This window comes from Phyllobacterium sp. (genome assembly GCF_037994425.1).
In the GTDB taxonomy this organism is placed as follows: Bacteria; Pseudomonadota; Alphaproteobacteria; order Rhizobiales; family Rhizobiaceae; genus Phyllobacterium.
The window spans coordinates 1-18061 of sequence record NZ_JBBNAM010000125.1 but is presented as its reverse complement, the minus strand read 5'-3'; the positions used below and the strand labels follow the sequence as shown (position 1 = coordinate 18061).

General features: G+C 56.5%; 18 protein-coding genes and 2 tRNA genes. 14 read left to right on the top strand and 6 right to left on the bottom strand.

From position 1 onward, the window contains the following. The first annotated feature begins 159 nt into the window (after positions 1 to 159). From AAAB35_RS09090 to hdaA, 3 genes are read left to right on the top strand one after another with little or no spacing between them, the layout of a single operon-like run. Entirely contained in the window at positions 160 to 702 is a 543-nt protein-coding gene (locus tag AAAB35_RS09090; RefSeq protein WP_340667964.1) for a CDP-alcohol phosphatidyltransferase family protein, read from the top strand. Between the two features lie 10 nt (positions 703 to 712). Continuing rightward, the gene (locus AAAB35_RS09085) at positions 713 to 1888 is read left to right on the top strand and encodes an AI-2E family transporter (protein ID WP_340667963.1); all 1176 of its coding nucleotides are present in this window, start codon (positions 713 to 715) and stop codon (positions 1886 to 1888) included. Positions 1889 to 1920: 32 nt separating this feature from the next. Continuing rightward, positions 1921 to 2613 carry a DnaA regulatory inactivator HdaA gene (hdaA, locus tag AAAB35_RS09080; RefSeq protein WP_340667984.1) on the top strand — a complete coding sequence of 231 codons (693 nt, stop codon included), beginning with the start codon at positions 1921 to 1923 and terminating at the stop codon, positions 2611 to 2613. On the opposite strand, the gene AAAB35_RS09075 is transcribed toward hdaA, so the two are convergent. Beyond that, positions 2610 to 3746, bottom strand: a complete 1137-nt coding sequence (locus AAAB35_RS09075; protein WP_340667962.1) for an MFS transporter — start codon at positions 3744 to 3746, stop codon at positions 2610 to 2612. The genes hdaA and AAAB35_RS09075 overlap by 4 nt on opposite strands. Before the next feature lie 374 nt (positions 3747 to 4120). Between AAAB35_RS09075 and AAAB35_RS09070 the strand changes: the two genes are divergently transcribed. The 4 genes from AAAB35_RS09070 to AAAB35_RS09055 all read left to right on the top strand — a co-directional run bounded on the left by AAAB35_RS09070 (position 4121) and on the right by AAAB35_RS09055 (position 7511). After that, positions 4121 to 4972 carry a GntR family transcriptional regulator gene (locus AAAB35_RS09070; RefSeq protein WP_340667961.1) on the top strand — a complete coding sequence of 284 codons (852 nt, stop codon included), beginning with the start codon at positions 4121 to 4123 and terminating at the stop codon, positions 4970 to 4972. Positions 4973 to 5074: 102 nt separating this feature from the next. Next, positions 5075 to 5611: a flavin reductase family protein gene (locus tag AAAB35_RS09065; RefSeq protein ID WP_340667960.1), complete on the top strand. Its 537-nt coding sequence runs from the start codon at positions 5075 to 5077 to the stop codon at positions 5609 to 5611. 14 nt (positions 5612 to 5625) lie between these two features. Further along, entirely contained in the window at positions 5626 to 7110 is a 1485-nt protein-coding gene (locus tag AAAB35_RS09060) for a 4-hydroxyphenylacetate 3-hydroxylase N-terminal domain-containing protein (RefSeq protein WP_340667959.1), read from the top strand. A gap of 8 nt (positions 7111 to 7118) precedes the next feature. Then, on the top strand, positions 7119 to 7511 hold the full coding sequence (locus AAAB35_RS09055; protein ID WP_340667958.1) for a cupin: 393 nt from the start codon (positions 7119 to 7121) through the stop codon (positions 7509 to 7511). A 113-nt stretch (positions 7512 to 7624) separates the two neighbouring features. On the opposite strand, the gene AAAB35_RS09050 is transcribed toward AAAB35_RS09055, so the two are convergent. Further along, positions 7625 to 7894 (bottom strand): hypothetical protein, encoded by a 270-nt coding sequence (locus tag AAAB35_RS09050; RefSeq protein WP_340667957.1) that lies wholly within the window; start codon positions 7892 to 7894, stop codon positions 7625 to 7627. 867 nt (positions 7895 to 8761) lie between these two features. On the opposite strand from AAAB35_RS09050, the gene AAAB35_RS09045 reads away from it, so the two are divergent. From AAAB35_RS09045 to AAAB35_RS09020, 6 genes are all read left to right on the top strand, one after another. Continuing rightward, positions 8762 to 8838 (top strand) — tRNA-Pro (locus tag AAAB35_RS09045). A gap of 74 nt (positions 8839 to 8912) precedes the next feature. Continuing rightward, a complete protein-coding gene (locus tag AAAB35_RS09040) occupies positions 8913 to 9218 on the top strand; it encodes an ETC complex I subunit (RefSeq protein ID WP_340667955.1) in 306 nt (101 codons plus the stop codon). Between the two features lie 50 nt (positions 9219 to 9268). Next, positions 9269 to 9345: transfer RNA gene (locus AAAB35_RS09035), tRNA-Arg, on the top strand. 305 nt (positions 9346 to 9650) lie between these two features. Beyond that, the gene (locus AAAB35_RS09030; protein WP_340667953.1) at positions 9651 to 10109 is read left to right on the top strand and encodes a (2Fe-2S)-binding protein; all 459 of its coding nucleotides are present in this window, start codon (positions 9651 to 9653) and stop codon (positions 10107 to 10109) included. A 4-nt stretch (positions 10110 to 10113) separates the two neighbouring features. Next, positions 10114 to 12267, top strand: a complete 2154-nt coding sequence (locus AAAB35_RS09025; RefSeq protein ID WP_340667951.1) for a molybdopterin cofactor-binding domain-containing protein — start codon at positions 10114 to 10116, stop codon at positions 12265 to 12267. A 2-nt stretch (positions 12268 to 12269) separates the two neighbouring features. Then, the gene (locus AAAB35_RS09020; RefSeq protein WP_340667948.1) at positions 12270 to 12911 is read left to right on the top strand and encodes an Isoquinoline 1-oxidoreductase subunit; all 642 of its coding nucleotides are present in this window, start codon (positions 12270 to 12272) and stop codon (positions 12909 to 12911) included. Between the two features lie 48 nt (positions 12912 to 12959). On the opposite strand, the gene AAAB35_RS09015 is transcribed toward AAAB35_RS09020, so the two are convergent. Further along, entirely contained in the window at positions 12960 to 13772 is an 813-nt protein-coding gene (locus AAAB35_RS09015) for a transglutaminase family protein (RefSeq protein WP_340667983.1), read from the bottom strand. A gap of 984 nt (positions 13773 to 14756) precedes the next feature. Between AAAB35_RS09015 and AAAB35_RS09010 the strand changes: the two genes are divergently transcribed. Then, positions 14757 to 15806, top strand: coding sequence for an EamA family transporter (locus tag AAAB35_RS09010; protein WP_340667946.1), 1050 nt, complete (start codon positions 14757 to 14759; stop codon positions 15804 to 15806). Between the two features lie 247 nt (positions 15807 to 16053). On the opposite strand, the gene AAAB35_RS09005 is transcribed toward AAAB35_RS09010, so the two are convergent. The 3 genes from AAAB35_RS09005 to AAAB35_RS08995 form a co-directional block, all read right to left on the bottom strand. Beyond that, a complete protein-coding gene (locus AAAB35_RS09005; RefSeq protein ID WP_340667944.1) occupies positions 16054 to 16293 on the bottom strand; it encodes a hypothetical protein in 240 nt (79 codons plus the stop codon). 211 nt (positions 16294 to 16504) lie between these two features. Continuing rightward, positions 16505 to 17386: a dienelactone hydrolase family protein gene (locus tag AAAB35_RS09000; RefSeq protein ID WP_340667942.1), complete on the bottom strand. Its 882-nt coding sequence runs from the start codon at positions 17384 to 17386 to the stop codon at positions 16505 to 16507. Positions 17387 to 17523: 137 nt separating this feature from the next. Continuing rightward, on the bottom strand, positions 17524 to 17874 hold the full coding sequence (locus AAAB35_RS08995; protein ID WP_340667940.1) for a DUF1254 domain-containing protein: 351 nt from the start codon (positions 17872 to 17874) through the stop codon (positions 17524 to 17526). Positions 17875 to 18061 lie beyond the last annotated feature (187 nt).

The following is an 18061-nucleotide window of genomic DNA, read 5'->3' as shown; positions in this document are numbered from 1 at the left end:
TTTGATGGCGAAATGGCACGACTTACGCCCTCCTGCAAGGTCTTAAGTCCGCTACTGGCCGAGAAAACGCCACTAATCGACACTTTGCCCGTCGCCAGGACTTGAGCAACGGTGCCATTCCCTCCATTTAGAGGAAAGATGCATGCTTGAGACACACGCGTGACCATTCCCAATTACATCACCATCTTCCGATTTGTCCTGGTCCCCTTCATTGTCATGGCACTCTTGTCCGGCTATGTCGGCGTGGCGCTGGCCGGGTTCGTTGTCGCCGGCGTCTCGGACGGTGTCGACGGGTTTATCGCACGCCGTTATGACCAGCGTTCCGAGCTTGGCGCCTATCTCGATCCGATTGCCGACAAGGTTCTGCTCGTATCGCTGTTCATTGTCCTCGGCGTCCTCAAGGAATTGCCCGTCTGGCTGGTTGTCATCGTGGTGTCGCGCGATATTTTCATCATCGGCGCGGTGCTGCTCGGCGCTGTCATCAACAGGCCGCTTGCCATGCATCCGCTATTGATATCCAAGGCAAATACCGCATTGCAAATCATCCTTGTCGTGGTAACGCTTGCGGATATTGCATTTGATTTTACGCTGACCGACAGCCGCGCCATCCTCGTATGGGTCGTTGCCACCTTGACCGCAGCCTCCGCGACCGCCTATCTCGTGGCGTGGACCAAACACATGGCTGGATATGACAAAGAGTGAAAGCAAAGGCGTGACCACGACCAAGACGCAGCCTGTCCCGGTCGAGGTTCCCGATCGCGACATCCATGTGGAAGTTGAGGTCAACACGCTTGCGACCAGCGTACGCCGTCAGGCGGTTTTTTGGACCGCGGCCATGATTTTCCTCGGCCTGTTCCTTTATATCTTCTCTTCGATCCTTCTGCCTTTCGTCGCCGGGATGGTTCTGGCGTACTTTCTTGATCCTGTGGCCGACCGCCTGCAGCGGTTCGGCCTGTCACGCCTGCTTGCGACCATCGTGATTCTGGTCCTGTTCATTGTCACCTTCGCGCTGCTTCTAATCATCCTCGTACCAGTCCTTGCCTCGCAGATGAGCGATCTCATCGCCCGTCTGCCGAGCTACGTGGCGCGCCTCCAGGAATTGATCGCCAATCGCGATTCGCAATGGCTCAAGGACTTCATCGGGGTCGACGCATCGGTCATACGCAACAGCCTCGAGTCCTTGCTACAACAGGGCGCCGGCTTTCTGACAACTCTCCTGCAATCGATCTGGAGCTCCGGCAAGACGCTGATCGACGTCTTCGCGCTGTTCGTCGTAACCCCGGTTGTCGCGTTTTACATGTTGCTCGACTGGGATCGTATGGTTTCAAAGATCGACAATCTCATTCCGCGCGAGCATGTGTATACGGTGCGCGCCATCGCCCGTGACATGAACAAGGCAATCGCCGGCTTCGTTCGCGGCCAGGGCACCGTCTGCCTGCTGCTCGGCGTCATCTACGCCGTTGGCCTCACAATTGTCGGCCTCAATTTCGGGCTTCTCATCGGCCTCTTTGCAGGCTTGATCAGTTTCATTCCCTATGTCGGCTCATTGGTGGGATTGGTCGTCGCCCTTGGCGTCGCCATGGTGCAGTTCTGGCCGGAATGGGGACACATTCTCGGCGTTGCCATCGCCTTCGGCGTCGGCCAGTTCATCGAGGGCAATATCCTCCAGCCAAAACTCGTCGGATCATCGGTGGGCCTGCATCCCGTCTGGTTGATGTTTGCCCTGTTCGCCTTCGGCACGCTCATGGGCTTCACCGGCATGCTGATAGCCGTGCCGACGGCCGCGGCCATCGGGGTTCTCGTGCGATTCATGATCCAACGCTATCAACAATCCCCGCTCTACACAGGCGACTACCACAAATCCGAGAAGACCAAACAATTGAGGTGACAGGGCAGGAGAGCTGGCTGTATTTCATCGCCATGACCAGCACGACCTCGCCTCGCCAACTCCCGCTCGATCTCGGCCATGAGCCGGGATATTCCCGCGACGATCTGATCGTGTCGGCGTCAAACATGGCGGCGGTGGATATCGTCGATCGCTGGCCTGAATGGATCGCGCCGATCGTCGTGCTCGCAGGGCCGACAGGCTCCGGCAAAACCCACCTTGCAGCAATCTGGAAAGCCGAGGCCAGTGCTGTCGTGGTCGATCCGCGCAGGATCGCCGCCGCTGCAGGCGAGGGGGGCCCGTTCCTCATTGATGATATCGGCGAGGGCCCGGTCGACGAGGCTGGTCTGTTCCATCTGATCAACAATGTCCGTCAGAGCGGTTCGAGCCTGCTGATGACCTCGCGCAAATGGCCGGCCAATTGGCCGGTGGCGTTGCCGGACCTCGCTTCGCGCCTGAAGGCAGCAACGACGGTGGAGATCGGCGAACCGGATGACGTGTTGTTGTCGGGCGTCCTCTACAAGCTTTTTGCCGACCGGCAGATTGCTGTCGACCCCAATGTCATCGGCTTCCTCGTGAGCCATATCGAGCGATCGCTTTCCACGGCCAACCGTATCGTCGAGCGGCTGGACAGCGTGGCGCTTGAGCGAAAATCACGAATAACGCGCGCGCTGGCCGCGAGCGTGGTGACAGCTATCGATGAAGGGCAGGCGGCCTTCGATCTCTAGTTTACGGCCCTATCCAATCCGGGGTGAGAATGACGTCGCTCAACGAAAGTTGCAAAAACTGCTGCCAAGAGCGCAAGCAGTGCCGATGCGAGCATCATACCCAATACCGATTGGACCGAACCTGCCTCCACTAGAAACAGGCTGGCGATAGAGGCAATGAGCGCTCCGCCCGCGATGGTTATTGCGGCCGCCAGCCCCGCTGCTGTGCCAACAAGTTCGGCACGTAGAGATAGCGCCCCCGTATTGGCCGCCGGCATGGTCAATCCATTGCCAATGCCGATGAACATGCAAGGCCCAAAGAATGCAAGAACGTGGGTGGCGCCCGACATCGACAGAACGAGGCCAATCAGTAGCCCTGCGCAGGTCAACATACGCCCGAATATAAGGATGGTACTCAATGCGTTCCGTGAAGCGTGGCGGCCAGCCAGATAGCTGCCCATGATAAAGCCCAGAGGAACGATTCCCATGTAGAGTCCGAGCTTGGCACTCGATCCCCCGAGCGATTGAGCAACGGCCCACGGAGCCGCTCCAAGGAAAATGTAAAGCGTTCCCATCGAAGAAGCCATGCAGAGGGTGTAAGCCCAGAACCGGGCCGAGCTCATCAGTTGCGCGTAGGAGGCAAGGTAGCCGATCGATCTGGTAGAGGGCCGGGCAGTCTCTTTCAAAGCCCGACTGGACAAGGCGAGAGCGGCCGCGCCAAGGATTGCAAGGACAATGAAGGTCGCTCGCCATCCGAACGCCTCGTCCAAAAGCCCGCCAAACAGCGGACCGAGCATTGGTGCAATTGCCCATCCCATGGCTAGGTAACCAAATTTGCTTGCTGCTTTGCCTTCGCCCGACGTTTCCTTGATCATGACGAGAGAGACCGAGAAGCAGGCGCCAATCGAAGCCTGCATTGCTCGAAAGATAAGGAAATCCCCGATATCGGTGGCAAGTGCGCAGCCAATTGAAGCGACCATGAAGATGGAAAGGGCGATCAATACAACCGGTTTGCGCCCGAACCGATCCGACATCGCACCTGCGACGATCTCAGTGAGCGCTGTGGCGATGGCATAGCCGGCGACCGAGATGCTAACGAGGGCGAAATCAGCCATGAACGCAGTGGCGACGTTCGGCAGCGACGGCAGGATCATGTTGACTGGCAGCACCGCAAGAGCGGTCAGGTAGATGAGGACGGCGAGGCTGGGTGCTCGATCTGCGGGAGTTGTCGCTTCCCGCCAAATTCTGTGCGCGCAATGTCAGCAGGATTATCGCTGGTCATGGGTTGATCCGTCGAGTGGGTGAAGATGGAAGTTGATGAAACGCGGCCCGGACTCAGGCATAAAAAAGGCCCCGCCAGGAGCCTGATCAATGCGCATGGGATGCTCTCGCCAGGTGATTATACCACCCTGCCCATGCGCTCCATCACCACTACGGTAAACCTTATATTACTCATGGGTTTACCGATAAGGGGAAATTACTGTGCCGTCAATTCAACTAAGGTCCCATCCCTCGCACCGAATTTCCAATGAAACGTGAGCGAATGGAGCCCGTGCGGTCACCAAAACTGGATTGTTCCGCCTTCGTGGAAAGCCCTTGGCCCGATAGTACGATAGAAAGTTGTTTTCACAGATGTAAACGTCATGTATACATGTTGCTTATGACGATATTGCAATCAGCTGGAAGTCTCTCCTCATTTGAACCACCTGCCGAGGCGGCTCAGGATGTTGTTTACAGATGGTTGAAGCAGCATGTTCTGACGTTGCCGCGCCACGAAGCAACATTTGTCACGGAGGCGGAGGTTTGCCGCGCTACCGGATCATCACGGACGCCTGTGCGAGAGGCCCTGTTGAGGCTGGAAACGGACGGATTTCTGCGAATTGTGCCCAAGAAGGGCGCATATGTAGCAGCGATAACGGAAGCCGATGTCGAGTCCGTCATGCAGGCCAGAGGATTGGTGGAAGACTGGTGCGTGCGACGTGCTGTCCTTCTTGGCGAGCCGCTGGCAGCAGCGTTGGAGCAGCTGTTGGTCCGGCAGGCGGAGTTGCAGCAAGACCCGGTAGCGTTCATTGAGTGCGATCGAGAGTTTCACCGCACGATTGTCCGCTCTGCCGGAAATCCCATACTCGCGGATTTTTATGAAACTCTGCGGGATCGGCAATTGCGAATGGGGTTGCACGCAATCGCGGCCTCTGAGGAGCGCACCAGAGTGGTATTGGCCGAACATGCAGCCATCGTCGAAGCGATACGCTCGGGCGATCCCGAACGCGCCGCTGGTTCAACAACCGTGCACCTGTCCAATACCTTGCTCGCCATGCGATTGCCGACAACGCCAGGCTGGGTGCGCAGCACAGCAGATACCCGTAGAAGTCGGTTTTGATGACAATGCAGGTGCTAGTGTTTGAGTTGTGGCCTGAAGTCTGGAAGTAGAGGCAGCCAAAACGGCTCTCCTTCCTGAGCTTCGAACAAGTAGGAGGGGGAAATGGGCCTCGAGTCGGAAATTTCTTTCGATCGACAGGCGTTTCGGCAGGCTTTGGGCCAGTTTCCTACGGGCGTCTGCGTTGTGACCTGCTCGGCCGAGTTTGGACAGCTTGGCATGACCATAAGTTCGTTCAACTGTTTGTCTCTCGAACCACCCCTCATTCTCTTCAGCATCGATCGCAAGGCAGTGAGCCTCCCCTTATGGGACAAGGCCGCAGGTTACGCTGTCAATGTGTTGGCTGAGAACCAGAAGGATATTTCCAATCGGTTTGCTCTGTCTCGTTCGAACAAGTGGGAAGGAATGAGATTTTCGCATGGGTATTGCGGGGCACCCTTGTTGCCCGGCGTTGCTGCGGTTTTCGAGTGCGTTCCCTGGGCGAAACATGATGCCGGTGACCACATCCTTTTCATAGCGGAGGTGCGGAGTTTCACGTCATCCATTGACCGGATGCCGCTTGTGTTCAGCAAGGGGCGTTACGCAGCGCTCCAGTCAACCGAATTCGTTGCGCCGCTTTGGCCGCTCGACATTCATTACTGACGAGGGAGAGGGAAATGATCAAGACCGGGGCAACGCACATCGAAATGCTGAAGGACGGCAGGCAGGTCTACATCAACGGTCAACTGGCCGGAGATATCACCGCCCATCCCGCTTTTCGGCAGACGATTCGCTCAATTGGAATGCTTTACGATTTTCAGGCCAGGGCCGACAATCTTGAACTGATGACATTCGAAGTGCCTGAAGCGCGGGGAGAACGCGCCAACCGGATCTGGCAGCTGCCGCATAGCTATCAGGAGCTTTTGGAACGCCGTAAAGCACTCGAAGCTTGGGCCGAACTTCATGGCGGCTTTCTTGGTCGTGCGCCGGATCACGTAGCCTCATGTATCTCAGGGATGTTTATGGGGATCGATTTATTCAGAGAGTATGACGCCGTTCGCGCCGCTGCCCTTGCCGAGTATTATCGCTATGCACGCGACAATGAGCTTTATCTCACTTATGTCATCATCAATCCTCAAGCCGATCGATCAAAAGCCGCGAACGAACAGCAGGATCCGTTCCTTACCGCGGGCGTAGTCGATGAAGACAGCGAGGGCCTGACTATTCGTGGTGCCAAGATGCTGGCAACTGGCGGCGTGATGGCAAATGAAGTGCTTGTGACTTGTATTCAGCCTCTTCGCGAGGGAGACGAGCGCTATGCAGTGTCCTTTGCCGTACCGATGAATAGCAGAGGGCTGAAGATACTCTCGCGTAAGTCGTATGAGGAAAACGCTACCAGCGTTTTTGATAATCCGCTCGCCAGTCGCTTCGATGAAAACGATGCGGTCCTTTACTTTGACGACGTCAAAGTGCCGTGGGATCGCGTCTTCGTCAATCAGGATATCGGAATGACGCTGAAGCAGTTTCACGCCACGCCGGCCCACGTCTATCAGAACTATCAGGCCCAGATACGCCTGATGGTGAAGATGCGGTTCCTTGTCGGCGTTGCCAAGCGTATCGCGGAAACGAACGGCGTCATCAACTTTCCGCAAGTGAAGGAAACACTCGGTACCCTCGCTGCTCATAACACAATGGTGGACGCGCTCGTTCATTCGATGGAAGTGAAGGGCCGAATGCACGGTGCACACTTCATTCCAGATGCACACACCTTGTACTCCGCCCAGGTCTTGACCCAGCAACTTTATGCGCAGGTCATGGTGACCATCCGCGAGCTTGCCGGGGGCGGATTGATCATGCTGCCATCGTCGGTCTCGGACTTCGCGAATGGTGAACTGCGCGATCTGATTGGGAAAACGCAGCAATCTCCCGTTGTTTCCGCCGAGGGTCGTGTGAAGTTTTTCAAGCTTGCCTGGGATGCAGTTGGATCGGAATTTGCGTCGCGCCACACGCAATACGAAATGTTTTACGGGGGAGCTGCTTTTGTGACCAAGGGCCACAGCTTCCGAACGTTTGATTGGGATCGCTGCACGCAGCTTGTCGATCAAATGCTTGACAGCTATGCGCTCGGGGACGAAATCAAAGAAAACCCGGTTGCCGCCTGAGGTGCTCTATGCCAAGCGAGAAAGAGCATAAGGAATTTCATTCCGTGGCGATGGATGGCGAAGGCTGGCATTCGCCCCCCGGCTATCCACTAGAGATCGAGCAAAAGATACTTTCAGGCAGTCTCGATGAAGAACACATGACGGGAAGTCGAACGCGACTGCTTCGCTTCAAGCCGGGCGCGTATACGACAATCGCGTTTGTGCACAGTTATTGGGAGGAAGTTTACCTGATATCAGGCGATCTTATCGTCGGCGGACCTGATGCTCAGCATCAGACGACCTTCCTTTCTCACACCTATGCCTGCCGGCCGCCGGGCGTCTATCACGGTCCCTTCAAGTCAGAGACAGGATGCCTCTTGCTTGAGTTTCACTACTACGCAGCCAACCCTGCTGCACCGTGACAAGTCTTAAATGCGGTCGGAGCCCCGTCCACCATCCGCAAATCTGGACACGCAGATATCCGAACAAGTTGCCCTATGCCAGGTCCACATCGACCGGATAGACGTCCTTGCTGTCACTTTCGTTGTGATGCGTAAGCTTCCAGCATACGATCGACGTCAGATAGCTGCCGATAGAGTTCGTCGAGCATATCATCAACGACATTCATCTTTTCACCGGCAACGGCAAAAATCTCCTGTGATGCACCGCGGACCTTGGAGTCCGAGACTTGCTCTAGTATCAAATCGAGCCCGTCGTAGCGATAACGGGCGTGCGCAAGCGCATCTTTGATGTCGATGACGTGTTTGCGAAATGGATCAAGCACTTCGCCTAAATCAATCTCCATGCGGGTTCTCCACTCTTCGAACGACGATTTCAGTTTTTGGCTTGCCTGCACATAAGTGGAAGCTAAACCCTATACCTGTCCATGCAAAGATTTTCGCATCGTAACCGCACGACTTCGTATCTGCGGACTTCGTGTTAACTGTATGCCTTCGCCGAATGAACGCGTCACTCCGCCATCACTCAGCCGCGTGTATTCCATTGCCCGACCGTTTGGCGCGCTCCAGCACCAGCGGTTCCTGGAGGAGAACGAGATGGCGAGGGTCCCCCCTGTCAGCGTCTCTCTCCTCCCTTTTCTCCCATGTCCAACCCGCTTCCGCAAGACTGCGAACATCAACAATCGCGGACGAGGACCGGGAGTAGTCGGTCAAACGCTGTCGGGAGGTGCAAAAAAATGCGGCGAACCACAAAAATGACATTCATTGGAACCGCGATTGTATCTCTTAAAGCCAGATCCAGGTCCTCTTGATCCTGCACACCCCGACCACGTTCAGTCGGCCGACGGACGTGTTTTACTCCACGATCATTGAGTACGAGCCGTTGCGAATTGCCTCGCCATCGCGAAACGTGTGGAAGGCACACCTTGGACCTTCTTTTTCGCCCGTCGAGGGTGGTGCCGTCAGCGTCCCCTTTGAAGTGCCAGTATCGGCGATCGAATCCACGAAATCCTGCTCGTTGCCATTGTGAACTTCGGGGGGATGCCCCAAAGCGTGTCGCCATCTGGTTGAAAGCTCGGTGGGAATTTCCGCGGGACTTTTGGTGCCGCACGTTACCTTGACAGGCCATTAGATACGTTTTGTGCATTTTTCCGGCTTCGGGCTATTGTGTTCTTGAATCGGAATCTCTAGGGAGAACCGCGTCCAAGAACGGACGGAGCGTAGCGCAGTCTGGTAGCGCATCTGGTTTGGGACCAGAGGGTCGCAGGTTCGAATCCTGCCGCTCCGACCATTTTCAAGCAAGATGCTGCTGGAGTTCGGCAAAAGCCTGTAATATATCGGCATTGCAGACAAAGGGATTCTTCGATGGCAGCACGTATCTACCGCCCAGCAAAAACCGCTATGCAGTCCGGCAAGGCCAAGGCCGATACCTGGACGCTCGAATACGAGCCGGAACAGCCGCGCAAGGTTGAACCGTTGATGGGTTATACGTCGTCGCGTGATATGAAGAGCCAGATACGCCTGACCTTCGAGACCAAGGAAGAGGCGATCGCCTACGCCCAGAAAAATGGCATCGCCTTTACGGTGCAGGAACCCAAGGAAACGCGCCGTCGGGTCGTTTCCTACTCGGAGAACTTCCGTTTCGACCGCAAGCAGCCCTGGACGCACTGAATTTACTGAGTTTCGCGACTACCCTGCCAGGATGGGCGCAAACAACAAACGGTCCCGTAGCTCAGCTGGATAGAGCACCGGCCTTCTAAGCCGACGGTCACTGGTTCGAATCCAGTCGGGATCGCCACCTTTTCTTCCTTGCCAGAGTAGCCTGACACTTTGGCATTTCAGTTGAAACAAACTCAATACCCAACGGTTTTGACTAATCTGGCTGATAAGGGGCAGTTTCAACCGTGAATAGTTGATCGACCGACACCAGCTCCTGCACGGGCGGCCCTCGAACAGAAGTCTGCGAAATGCGATCCGTGCGCGTTAGAGCATCAGCTAAGAAGGGCAAGACTGGTTTCCCGCTAAGGTTGCAACATCCCGCGATTTTCGCTAATTTTAGATCTTGCTGTAGTTCGTTGGGGACGGCTTTCAGCCGGGGATCACATGTCTCATAGTCTTTTGGTCAACGGCAGTGAATATGCCGTCGATGTTGATGATGACATTCCGCTACTTTGGGTCCTTCGCGACACCATAGGCCTTACTGGCACGAAATTCGGTTGTGGCATCGCCTTGTGCGGAGCATGTACGGTCCATGTCGACGGGCTGCCGATGCGGTCGTGCGTGTTGCCGGTTGGTGACGCGGTCGGCAAGCGTGTCACCACAATCGAGGCAGTTGGCGATACTGCCGAAGGTGCACGGATACAGAAGGCCTGGCTGGACATCGATGTGATCCAGTGCGGGTACTGTCAGTCTGGACAGATCATGTCCGCAACTGCGCTCCTTGCGGCCAATCCGTCGCCGACCGACGACGATATCGACGCTGTCATGGCTGGAAATATCTGTCGATGCGGCACGTATCCGCGCATTCGAGCCGCCATCAAGTTGGCGGCAAAGGCGGGGTGATGCAATGTCGATACATGACAAAGTCAACGCCTCCGTCTCGCGCCGCCACTTTCTGATCGGCGCATCGCTCACAGGAGCAGGCCTGGTCATTGGGTTGCAGCCATCGCTTTCATCGGCTGCCGCGGGCGACCTCGAACCAAACCCCTTCATTCGCATTCCCGCCGATGGCAAAATTGCGCTCATCATGCCTTCCGTGGAGATGGGGCAGGGCATCTACACTTCAGTGGCGATGTTGCTCGCCGAAGAACTGGAAGTTACCCTCGATCAGGTGGTGCTGGAGCATGCGCCTGCTGATCCTACACGTTATGCAAACCCGTTGCTCGGCGACCAGATTACTGGCGGCTCCCTTGCCATCCGCGCTGTTTACGAGCAGATGCGCAAGGCGGGTGCCAGCGCCCGCATGGTACTGGTGAACGCCGCAGCGCGTGGCTGGGGCGTAGCCCCGGATACCTGCACGGCCGAGGCCGGCCAGGTCGTTCATGCCGCGAGCGGACGCCGCGCTGCCTATGGTAGTCTGATACAAGCTGCGCCATCCGAGACTGTGCCACAGGACGTGCCGCTGAAGCCCGCATCGAGCTTCAAGGTTATCGGCCAGTCCGTCCGGCGGCTTGACAGCCCCGAGAAGGTCAACGGTACGGCGAAATTCGGTATCGACGCCCGCCCTGAGGGCGTGTCCTACGCGGCGATCGCTATCTGCCCGCACTTCGACGGCAAGTTGCGCTCGGTCGATGACAAGCCGGCAATGGCGGTCAAGGGTGTCAAACAGATCGTCCGCGTCGAGGACGCTGTTGCGGTAGTGGCTGACAATACCGGCGCTGCGCGCAAGGGGCTTGCAGCGCTCGCCATCGAGTGGGACCCGGGTCCCAGCGGCGATCTTTCATTGACCGATCTCGAGAAGCGCGCGGAAGATGCGATCGGTGGCAAGGCCTTGCCTCACATAAAAGAAGGCGATGTTACCAAGGCCGAAGCCGAAAACGGGCCCGTTCATGAGTTCGTCTATCGAATGCCGATCCTTACGCATTCGGCAATGGAGCCGATGAACTGCACACTTCATGTTCGCAAAGACAGCTGCGACGTGTGGGTCGGGACCCAAGTGGCGGGCCGGGCGAGGCAGGCCGTGGCGGACGTTACGGGCCTGCCTTTGGACAAGGTTGTTGTTCACAACCACCTTCTCGGTGGCGGTTTCGGCCGCAGACTCGACGTCGACGGCGTTATTCTGGCGGCGAAGATCGCAAAGCAGGTGGATGGCCCGGTGAAGGTCACCTGGAGTCGCGAGGAAGACATCCGCCACGACTGCTATCGATATCTCAATTACAGCAAGATCACCGCGACGCTCGGTTCAGACGGTATGCCCGTGTCGTGGCGACATCGCGTGATCGGTCCCGCCGTCATGGCGCGGTGGCTCCCGGCCTTTACCCGCGATGGTATCGACCTCGACATCATGGGCGGTGCAGAGTCGTCGTACGCTATTCCGAACAAATATACCGAGTTTGTGCGGCATGAGGCGCCGGACGGAATGTTGACGGGTAACTGGCGCGGTGTCGGTGCCACGCGCAACATCTTCCCAATCGAAGGCGGCATGGACGAACTTGCCCACACTGCGAAGATCGATCCGATCGAGTATCGCAGGCGTCTGCTTCAGCATAAGCCGCGTCTTCTCGGTGCACTCGATCTGGCCGCAGAGAAGGCTGGCTGGTCGAATGCCCTGCCTCAGGGCAAGGGAAGGGGCATTGCGCTTTCAGAGGATTTCGGCAGCTTTGCTGCAATGATCTCTGAGGTTGGCGTGGGCGAGGATGGAAAACTCAAGATCGACCGCATCGTCTGTACAGTCGACTGCGGCCAGGTCGTCAATCCGGACACCGTGGAAGCCCAGATACAGAGCGGCATCGTTTACGGCCTCAGCGCTGCACTCTACGGACGCATAACCGTGCAGAACGGTGCCGTCGTCGAGAGCAACTTCGACGACTCTCCCGTTTTGCGAATACATGAGACCCCGAAGATCGAGGTATACATTGTGCCGAGTTCGGAAGCGCCAGGCGGCATAGGCGAGGTCGGCACACCGGGCGTCGCCCCATCGCTGTTCAATGCGATTTTTGTAGCGACGGGCAAGCGGCTGCGGTCGCTGCCGATCGACCAGAACGATTTCCGGAGGGTGTAATCATGGCTACGCATTTTGTCGCCGTTGCGATCGCATCCGTTCTCGCTACGGTGGGTACCCTAGCTATCATCGGACCCTTGCAAGGCTATGCGGAGACATCGGGTAGCGGAGCGCTCAAGGCCGTCTCCGATTTCGATACGATTACTGATACCAGCGCACGCTCGAAGGCCATCTTCGAAGAGGCAAGCCGCGTCATGACGCATCCGCGCTGCATCAATTGCCATCCGGCAACGCGCAGTCCGACCCAGGGTGAAGACAAGCATCCGCATGTACCGTTGATGATCGCCAGCAAAAGCTCATTGGGTCCATCGGGCCTTGTATGCAGCACCTGCCATGGGGCCGAAAATCGTCCGATCGTCGGAAGCCGCATGAAATCGATCCCCGGTAACGCACACTGGTCATTGGCCCCGGCCAGTATGGCCTGGCAAGGGCTGACGATTGGCGAAATGTGCCAGCAGGTCAAGGACACGAGCCGCAACGGCAACCGTTCGCACGCCGATCTCGTAACTCACATGGGCGAGGATCACCTGGTCGGATGGGCTTGGCACCCAGGTGAAGGTCGGACCGCCCCTCCCGGCTCGCAGGAGACTTTCGCCGCGCTTGTCGCCGCTTGGGTGAAGACCGGGGCCGAATGTCCGGACTGACGCAAAAATGACCATGGTGACCAACCACCAAATTGGCTTGCCGCTGCCTTAAACATCGACTGCCTCGTCGGCCCACACCTTGAAGTGCGTCAGAACATTGGGACCGAATATGTTCGTTAGCGGCACATCTGCTGCGTCCCGCCCGTGCGCCACCTTGATGCGCCCGATGCGCGGGGCATTGTTGCGCGGGTCGAAGGCGTGCCACGCGCCACCCAGAAATACCTCCATCCACGCACAGAAATCCATTTCTGAGTGCGGAAGTGGCACTCCGATGTCGGTTATGTATCCGGTGCAATAACGTGTCGGTATGTTGAGGCAGCGGCAAAATGCAACTGCAAGATGCGTGAAGTCCCGGCAGACACCGTGGCCCCCACCAAAAGCACCGCTCGCCGTTCGCGTCGGATTGGAATACTCATAGCCAAACTGGATATGGCGGTGCACGTAATCGCAGACGGCTTGGACGCGCCGCCAGCCGAGGGGAAATTGTTCGAATAGCCGCCAGGCATCGTCACTCAGCAAATCGGTTTCGCAGTAGCGACTGCCCATCAAATAAACGAGCACATCATCGGGGAGGTCCTGAACCAGATGTTGCACGGCATCGAAGTGGACCGGATCGGGATAACCACTGTCGTTAACAATTGCGTTCGTGCTCATACTGAATTGACCGGCAGGCGCAAGAATTCGATTGCACCAATTCCCAAACTGGTCGTGATAGCCATGAACGCTGATGGACGGTGAGGTGTTGAATGTCTCGATCCCAATCAAATCGTCAACGCGCGAATGATGGACATTCAAAATGGCGATCAGCGGCGTCTCTTGCGGAAACTCGAAACTCAATTTGCATCCGACTTGGATTTTCATTTGCGGGGCTCCGGGATGCAGCAAAAAAGAATAAGCGGACGATCGAATCGTAATTGCCCACGCCTGATCACTGGTCACTTTGAAAGAACGCCCACTCCGACGGATGGTGACGATGGAGGCGCTCACTACATCGTACATGTTTCTCGCCACCAAGCTCGAAATAATTTCGCCGACTGCGTTGCGAGGTGCGGCCGAAGGGGAACTCTGTTGCAGCGTTGTTGGCTCACTCGGCATACGCGGCGTTGCGCACTATCAGACGAGCTTAGTGACTGATTGGACTTTCGCGGCCGACCCGCATCTTGAAGTACCTGCCTTCGTAAGCAGAAGGAATGCCCGCACGTTGGTGCGCTTTGGCAAGTGTATTCAGCCAGGTCGAAATATCATCCGGCACCGAGTCTATACCATTTGCCCAAGCATGCACGAGGAAAACGTCACACTTTAGGATGGCCGCAAGTTCAAGCTGGGACCATCGCAGGAAGACCAGGCAGTTTCGAAATCGATCAGGCGTCACATCATACCCTCGCGTTGAGCCGTGTGCTAAGCAAACGACGGATCGGTCCAAGGCGCAATCCGACTGAAGTGATTAGTACCGGCGTGATAGGGAGGCAGGCTGAGCATTACTGGAAGTTAATTTGACAATTGAAGCCCGATTTGGCCAAAACCCCGCTTCGGGAACTCCCCAGTTTCCCACTTGGGCCCGGAGTTTAGCAGTAGATTTCGGGCCCCCTTTAATCAGCCCTAGGTTCGAAGCGCTCAACGCATCCGCTGTCGCAATAAAAAAAAATTACGAGACGATGACGATCAATGCCGCGGTCAAGGATACATAATCCAGTTGGCGGACAACGTGTCGGCCAAGGTTTATAGGTCTCGCAATCTGGCGCGGTGAAGATTGCCACTGCTGGGGACCACCTGACTAACCTTGCGCCACTAGGCTGATCCATTATCCTGCGAAATTGACGAACATCTTAAGGGAGTTCCCTTCGAGTGAGATTGCCTGTTGGACTACGACATGCTGGTGTTCCGGCTGCCCTTGGGGCCGCTGTGTTATTCGGTGCTGGCACCCCCTTGGCGAAGATTTTACTGGAAGCGGTCAGCCCCTGGATGTTGGCGGGTCTGCTCTATCTAGGCTCTGGAATTGGCCTGTTCGCATATCGCGGTCTCACAAATGCTCAAGCCGTATCCATTCCACGAAAAGAATTGCCTTGGTTCGTAAGCGCAGTTATTGCCGGCGGAGTCGTCGGGCCTGTGCTCCTGATGGTGGGATTATCTGGAATGCCCGCATCAGGCGCTTCCCTGCTACTCAATGCCGAAGGTGTCTTTACGGTTCTGTTGGCATGGTTTGCCTTCAAAGAGAATTTTGACCGACGGATAGCGCTTGGCATGACCGCGATCCTAGCCGGCGCCGTGGTGCTGTGTTGGCCGGTGAAGCCCGATTTTGCCGGGTTTGTCCCAGCCCTGGCAATTCTGGGTGCCTGTCTGGCATGGGGCATTGACAATAATCTTACTCGAAAGGTCTCATTGACGGATGCTACGTGGATCGCTGCTACAAAGGGCCTGGTGGCTGGCACTGTTAACCTCATTCTCGCGCTGGTAGCCGGATCGGCGCTTCCACTCCTCCCAAAATTGGCTGGGGCGCTCGTTGTCGGATTTCTGGCCTATGGCGTTAGTCTCGCGCTGTTTGTAGTCGGTCTACGGCACTTGGGCACTGCACGAACCGGGGCCTATTTCTCCATTGCTCCATTCGTGGGAGCGCTGATCGCCGTTGCAATGGGCGAGCCCATCACGATGCCGCTTATTGTTTCTGGGCTTCTCATGGGGGCTGGAATATTGCTTCATCTCACCGAGCACCACGAGCATACGCACAATCATGAGGCGATCGAACACGATCACGAGCACGTTCATGACGCACACCACCAACACGAACACACATTTCCTGTAGCACCGGGAACCAAACATCGGCATCCACACGAGCATATGTCGATAACCCATAGCCACGCGCACTATCCGGATAGCCATCATCAACATAGTCATTGAAGCGCCAGGCTATGTGCACCTGTACAACGCCACCACTACGTTCGAAGCCACGCGGCTGATCTTTTTGCCGCTCCACGATTTGAACAATCGTTTGACGCCGCAGATGGAATCTATCCCGACTACGATTCCCGATCGGGCGGAAGAACGCCGAGGGCAAGCGCGAGTTAGCCTAGCCGGATTGCCTTTAGCACCATAACAAAGCCTCGATACGCCCCTTGACCACAGGCATAACTGAAGCAGCGATGTCCTACTCGGTCTTGGGTCTTAATAAGTCCGCAACAAATACAGTTTTGAGAAGGTCGCCGGGTTCGTTGTAGATGCGAACAAGCCACGCCGTGGGGTCATGTCCCTCTAATACGGCATCTATCATCGTTTCCCGCGCGGCCTTTTTGGCGGCGTCGATAGCTGCGTCGTAATCCGGGAATTCGATCGACGGCATGTCCTCAATTACCGCGCCCTCTTCAAAAACAAATCGAAACAACGGCATGACATACCTCGCAGCATTGTGATCTGGAATGAACTCGCCCCGGTACAATTCGTTCCGCGGCGTATCGATCTAAGCGGTTGATGAGATTTGCCTTCACGCAGAGATACAGCCACGGAATCGCAAGGCCTATCGGCAGCTGATCGATGATTTGCGCCCGGGCAGCGTGGAGGGCATTCAATGGAAGGCATAAGCGCGGGTGTAAAATCGACACCTAACTCAGAGTCGCCTTTAGGAACTCTATCGTGCGCGACCAGGCCAGCTTGGCCGCTTCAGCAGAATAGTGGGCGCTGTCGCTGTCATCATCAAAGCCCCGCTCGGTATTTTCATAGGTGAAAATTTCGGCCTTCACGTTGGCTTTTTTGACCGCGTCGACAAACGCCGGAACCTCGGGACCTACAAATTGGTCTTTGCCTGCCAAGTTGAGCATGAGGGGTGCCTTGATATTGCCGACGTCAGCGAGTGGCGGAGGATGCCCATAGAAGATGACTGCCCCATTGAGAGCGGGCTCTTTGGTGACTGCGGCGTCTATTGCAGTGGCGCCTAACCCAAAGCCGACGGCACCGACCTTTTCGCTGCTTTTGCCATTCGATTTCAGCCAAAGTAACGCCGCCTGAGTATCGGCATCCATATCTGCCTTAGTCACCATACCCACGACTTCTAGAGCTGGTCCGGATTCGGTAGGTGTCCCACCGAAGCGCGACGCATAGTCCGGTGCCAGGGCAACGAAGCCCTCAAGCGCCAAACGTCTCGCGACATCTTCAAAGTGCGGCGTGAGACCCCACTTGTCGTGAGAAATAATCACACCGGGGAGGCGTCCGGTATCTGCGTTGGGGCGAGTGAAATAGCAGGCGAGTTTACCCCAATCAGCATCAAGTGCCACTCTTTCGGAACGAATTCGGAGGTCATCGGCGGCGATCTGAGCTGCGCTCGTATGTTCCATTATATATAATGGCAATGCTGCTATCGTCGTTATTCCGACCGCGTATCTTACGGCGCGAGCAAGGAACATCCGGCGCTGCAAGTTTGCAAGAGACTCTAAATCCGGCTGGAAACTGGACGATTTCCAATGTTTCCCGATCACCGAAATATCCATGACTACCGCCATAATAGCATAGGTGCAGGGAGGAAAGCCTAGATAAGTACGTTTGGTTGAGGATCTACGCAGGGCCGCTTCGAGTCCATCCCGCGAAAGAGTCCTATATTTCTGGCCATATCACAGAACATTCGAAGTTATCTGATGGAGCCTTCGGGACCCGCCGGTGGGATCTCCATCACCATCGGACCGACATCCTTGGTGTCGAAGAAGGGCATCAGGTAAATGACATCGGGGTTGGGCGTAAGCGTCTGGTTCTTCCAGTCCGGCAGGCGCGACCAGTACACGATCTCGTTCCACGAGCCTTTGGCACGGGCCATCTCCTGATAGAGCCGGTCGAAATTGACGGCCGGCATGCCCCAGATGACTGCCTCGACAGCGCGGCGTTCGATCGTGCCCTGGGTGAGGTCTTTGGCGGCCGAATCTTGCGCAAACACCGATATCGGCACTGAAAGCAAGGCAAGGACCGCGAGTGCTCCTCTGATCATCGTCCATCTCCCCAGCTAGTCAGGTCAAAGACTATGGTCCGACGGCTCAATGTCTGGAAATGTGATGGGTTTCGGATACCGGCCATCCACATATTGGCCTGGCGCTGGGCCGGCGTTCCGAAAGCCTCCAGCGAAAGAACCCGCGGGATGGCGAGCGCGCGGTTCCCGGTCTATGGGGATTTGTGGT

Bases quoted from the DNA above. Each gene is read 5' to 3' on its own strand.
- AAAB35_RS09060 (WP_340667959.1), top strand. From the start codon at position 5,626: ATGATCAAGACCGGGGCAACGCACATCGAAATGCTGAAGGACGGCAGG.
- AAAB35_RS09020 (WP_340667948.1), top strand. From the start codon at position 12,270: ATGGCTACGCATTTTGTCGCCGTTGCGATCGCATCCGTTCTCGCTACG.
- AAAB35_RS09030 (WP_340667953.1), top strand. From the start codon at position 9,651: ATGTCTCATAGTCTTTTGGTCAACGGCAGTGAATATGCCGTCGATGTT.
- AAAB35_RS09015 (WP_340667983.1), bottom strand. From the start codon at position 13,772: ATGAAAATCCAAGTCGGATGCAAATTGAGTTTCGAGTTTCCGCAAGAG.
- AAAB35_RS09000 (WP_340667942.1), bottom strand. From the start codon at position 17,386: ATGGATATTTCGGTGATCGGGAAACATTGGAAATCGTCCAGTTTCCAG.
- AAAB35_RS09055 (WP_340667958.1), top strand. From the start codon at position 7,119: ATGCCAAGCGAGAAAGAGCATAAGGAATTTCATTCCGTGGCGATGGAT.
- AAAB35_RS09050 (WP_340667957.1), bottom strand. From the start codon at position 7,894: ATGGAGATTGATTTAGGCGAAGTGCTTGATCCATTTCGCAAACACGTC.
- AAAB35_RS09075 (WP_340667962.1), bottom strand. From the start codon at position 3,746: ATGATCCTGCCGTCGCTGCCGAACGTCGCCACTGCGTTCATGGCTGAT.
- AAAB35_RS09070 (WP_340667961.1), top strand. From the start codon at position 4,121: ATGAAACGTGAGCGAATGGAGCCCGTGCGGTCACCAAAACTGGATTGT.
- AAAB35_RS09040 (WP_340667955.1), top strand. From the start codon at position 8,913: ATGGCAGCACGTATCTACCGCCCAGCAAAAACCGCTATGCAGTCCGGC.
- AAAB35_RS09065 (WP_340667960.1), top strand. From the start codon at position 5,075: ATGGGCCTCGAGTCGGAAATTTCTTTCGATCGACAGGCGTTTCGGCAG.
- AAAB35_RS09005 (WP_340667944.1), bottom strand. From the start codon at position 16,293: ATGCCGTTGTTTCGATTTGTTTTTGAAGAGGGCGCGGTAATTGAGGAC.
- AAAB35_RS08995 (WP_340667940.1), bottom strand. From the start codon at position 17,874: ATGATCAGAGGAGCACTCGCGGTCCTTGCCTTGCTTTCAGTGCCGATA.
- AAAB35_RS09025 (WP_340667951.1), top strand. From the start codon at position 10,114: ATGTCGATACATGACAAAGTCAACGCCTCCGTCTCGCGCCGCCACTTT.
- hdaA (WP_340667984.1), top strand. From the start codon at position 1,921: ATGACCAGCACGACCTCGCCTCGCCAACTCCCGCTCGATCTCGGCCAT.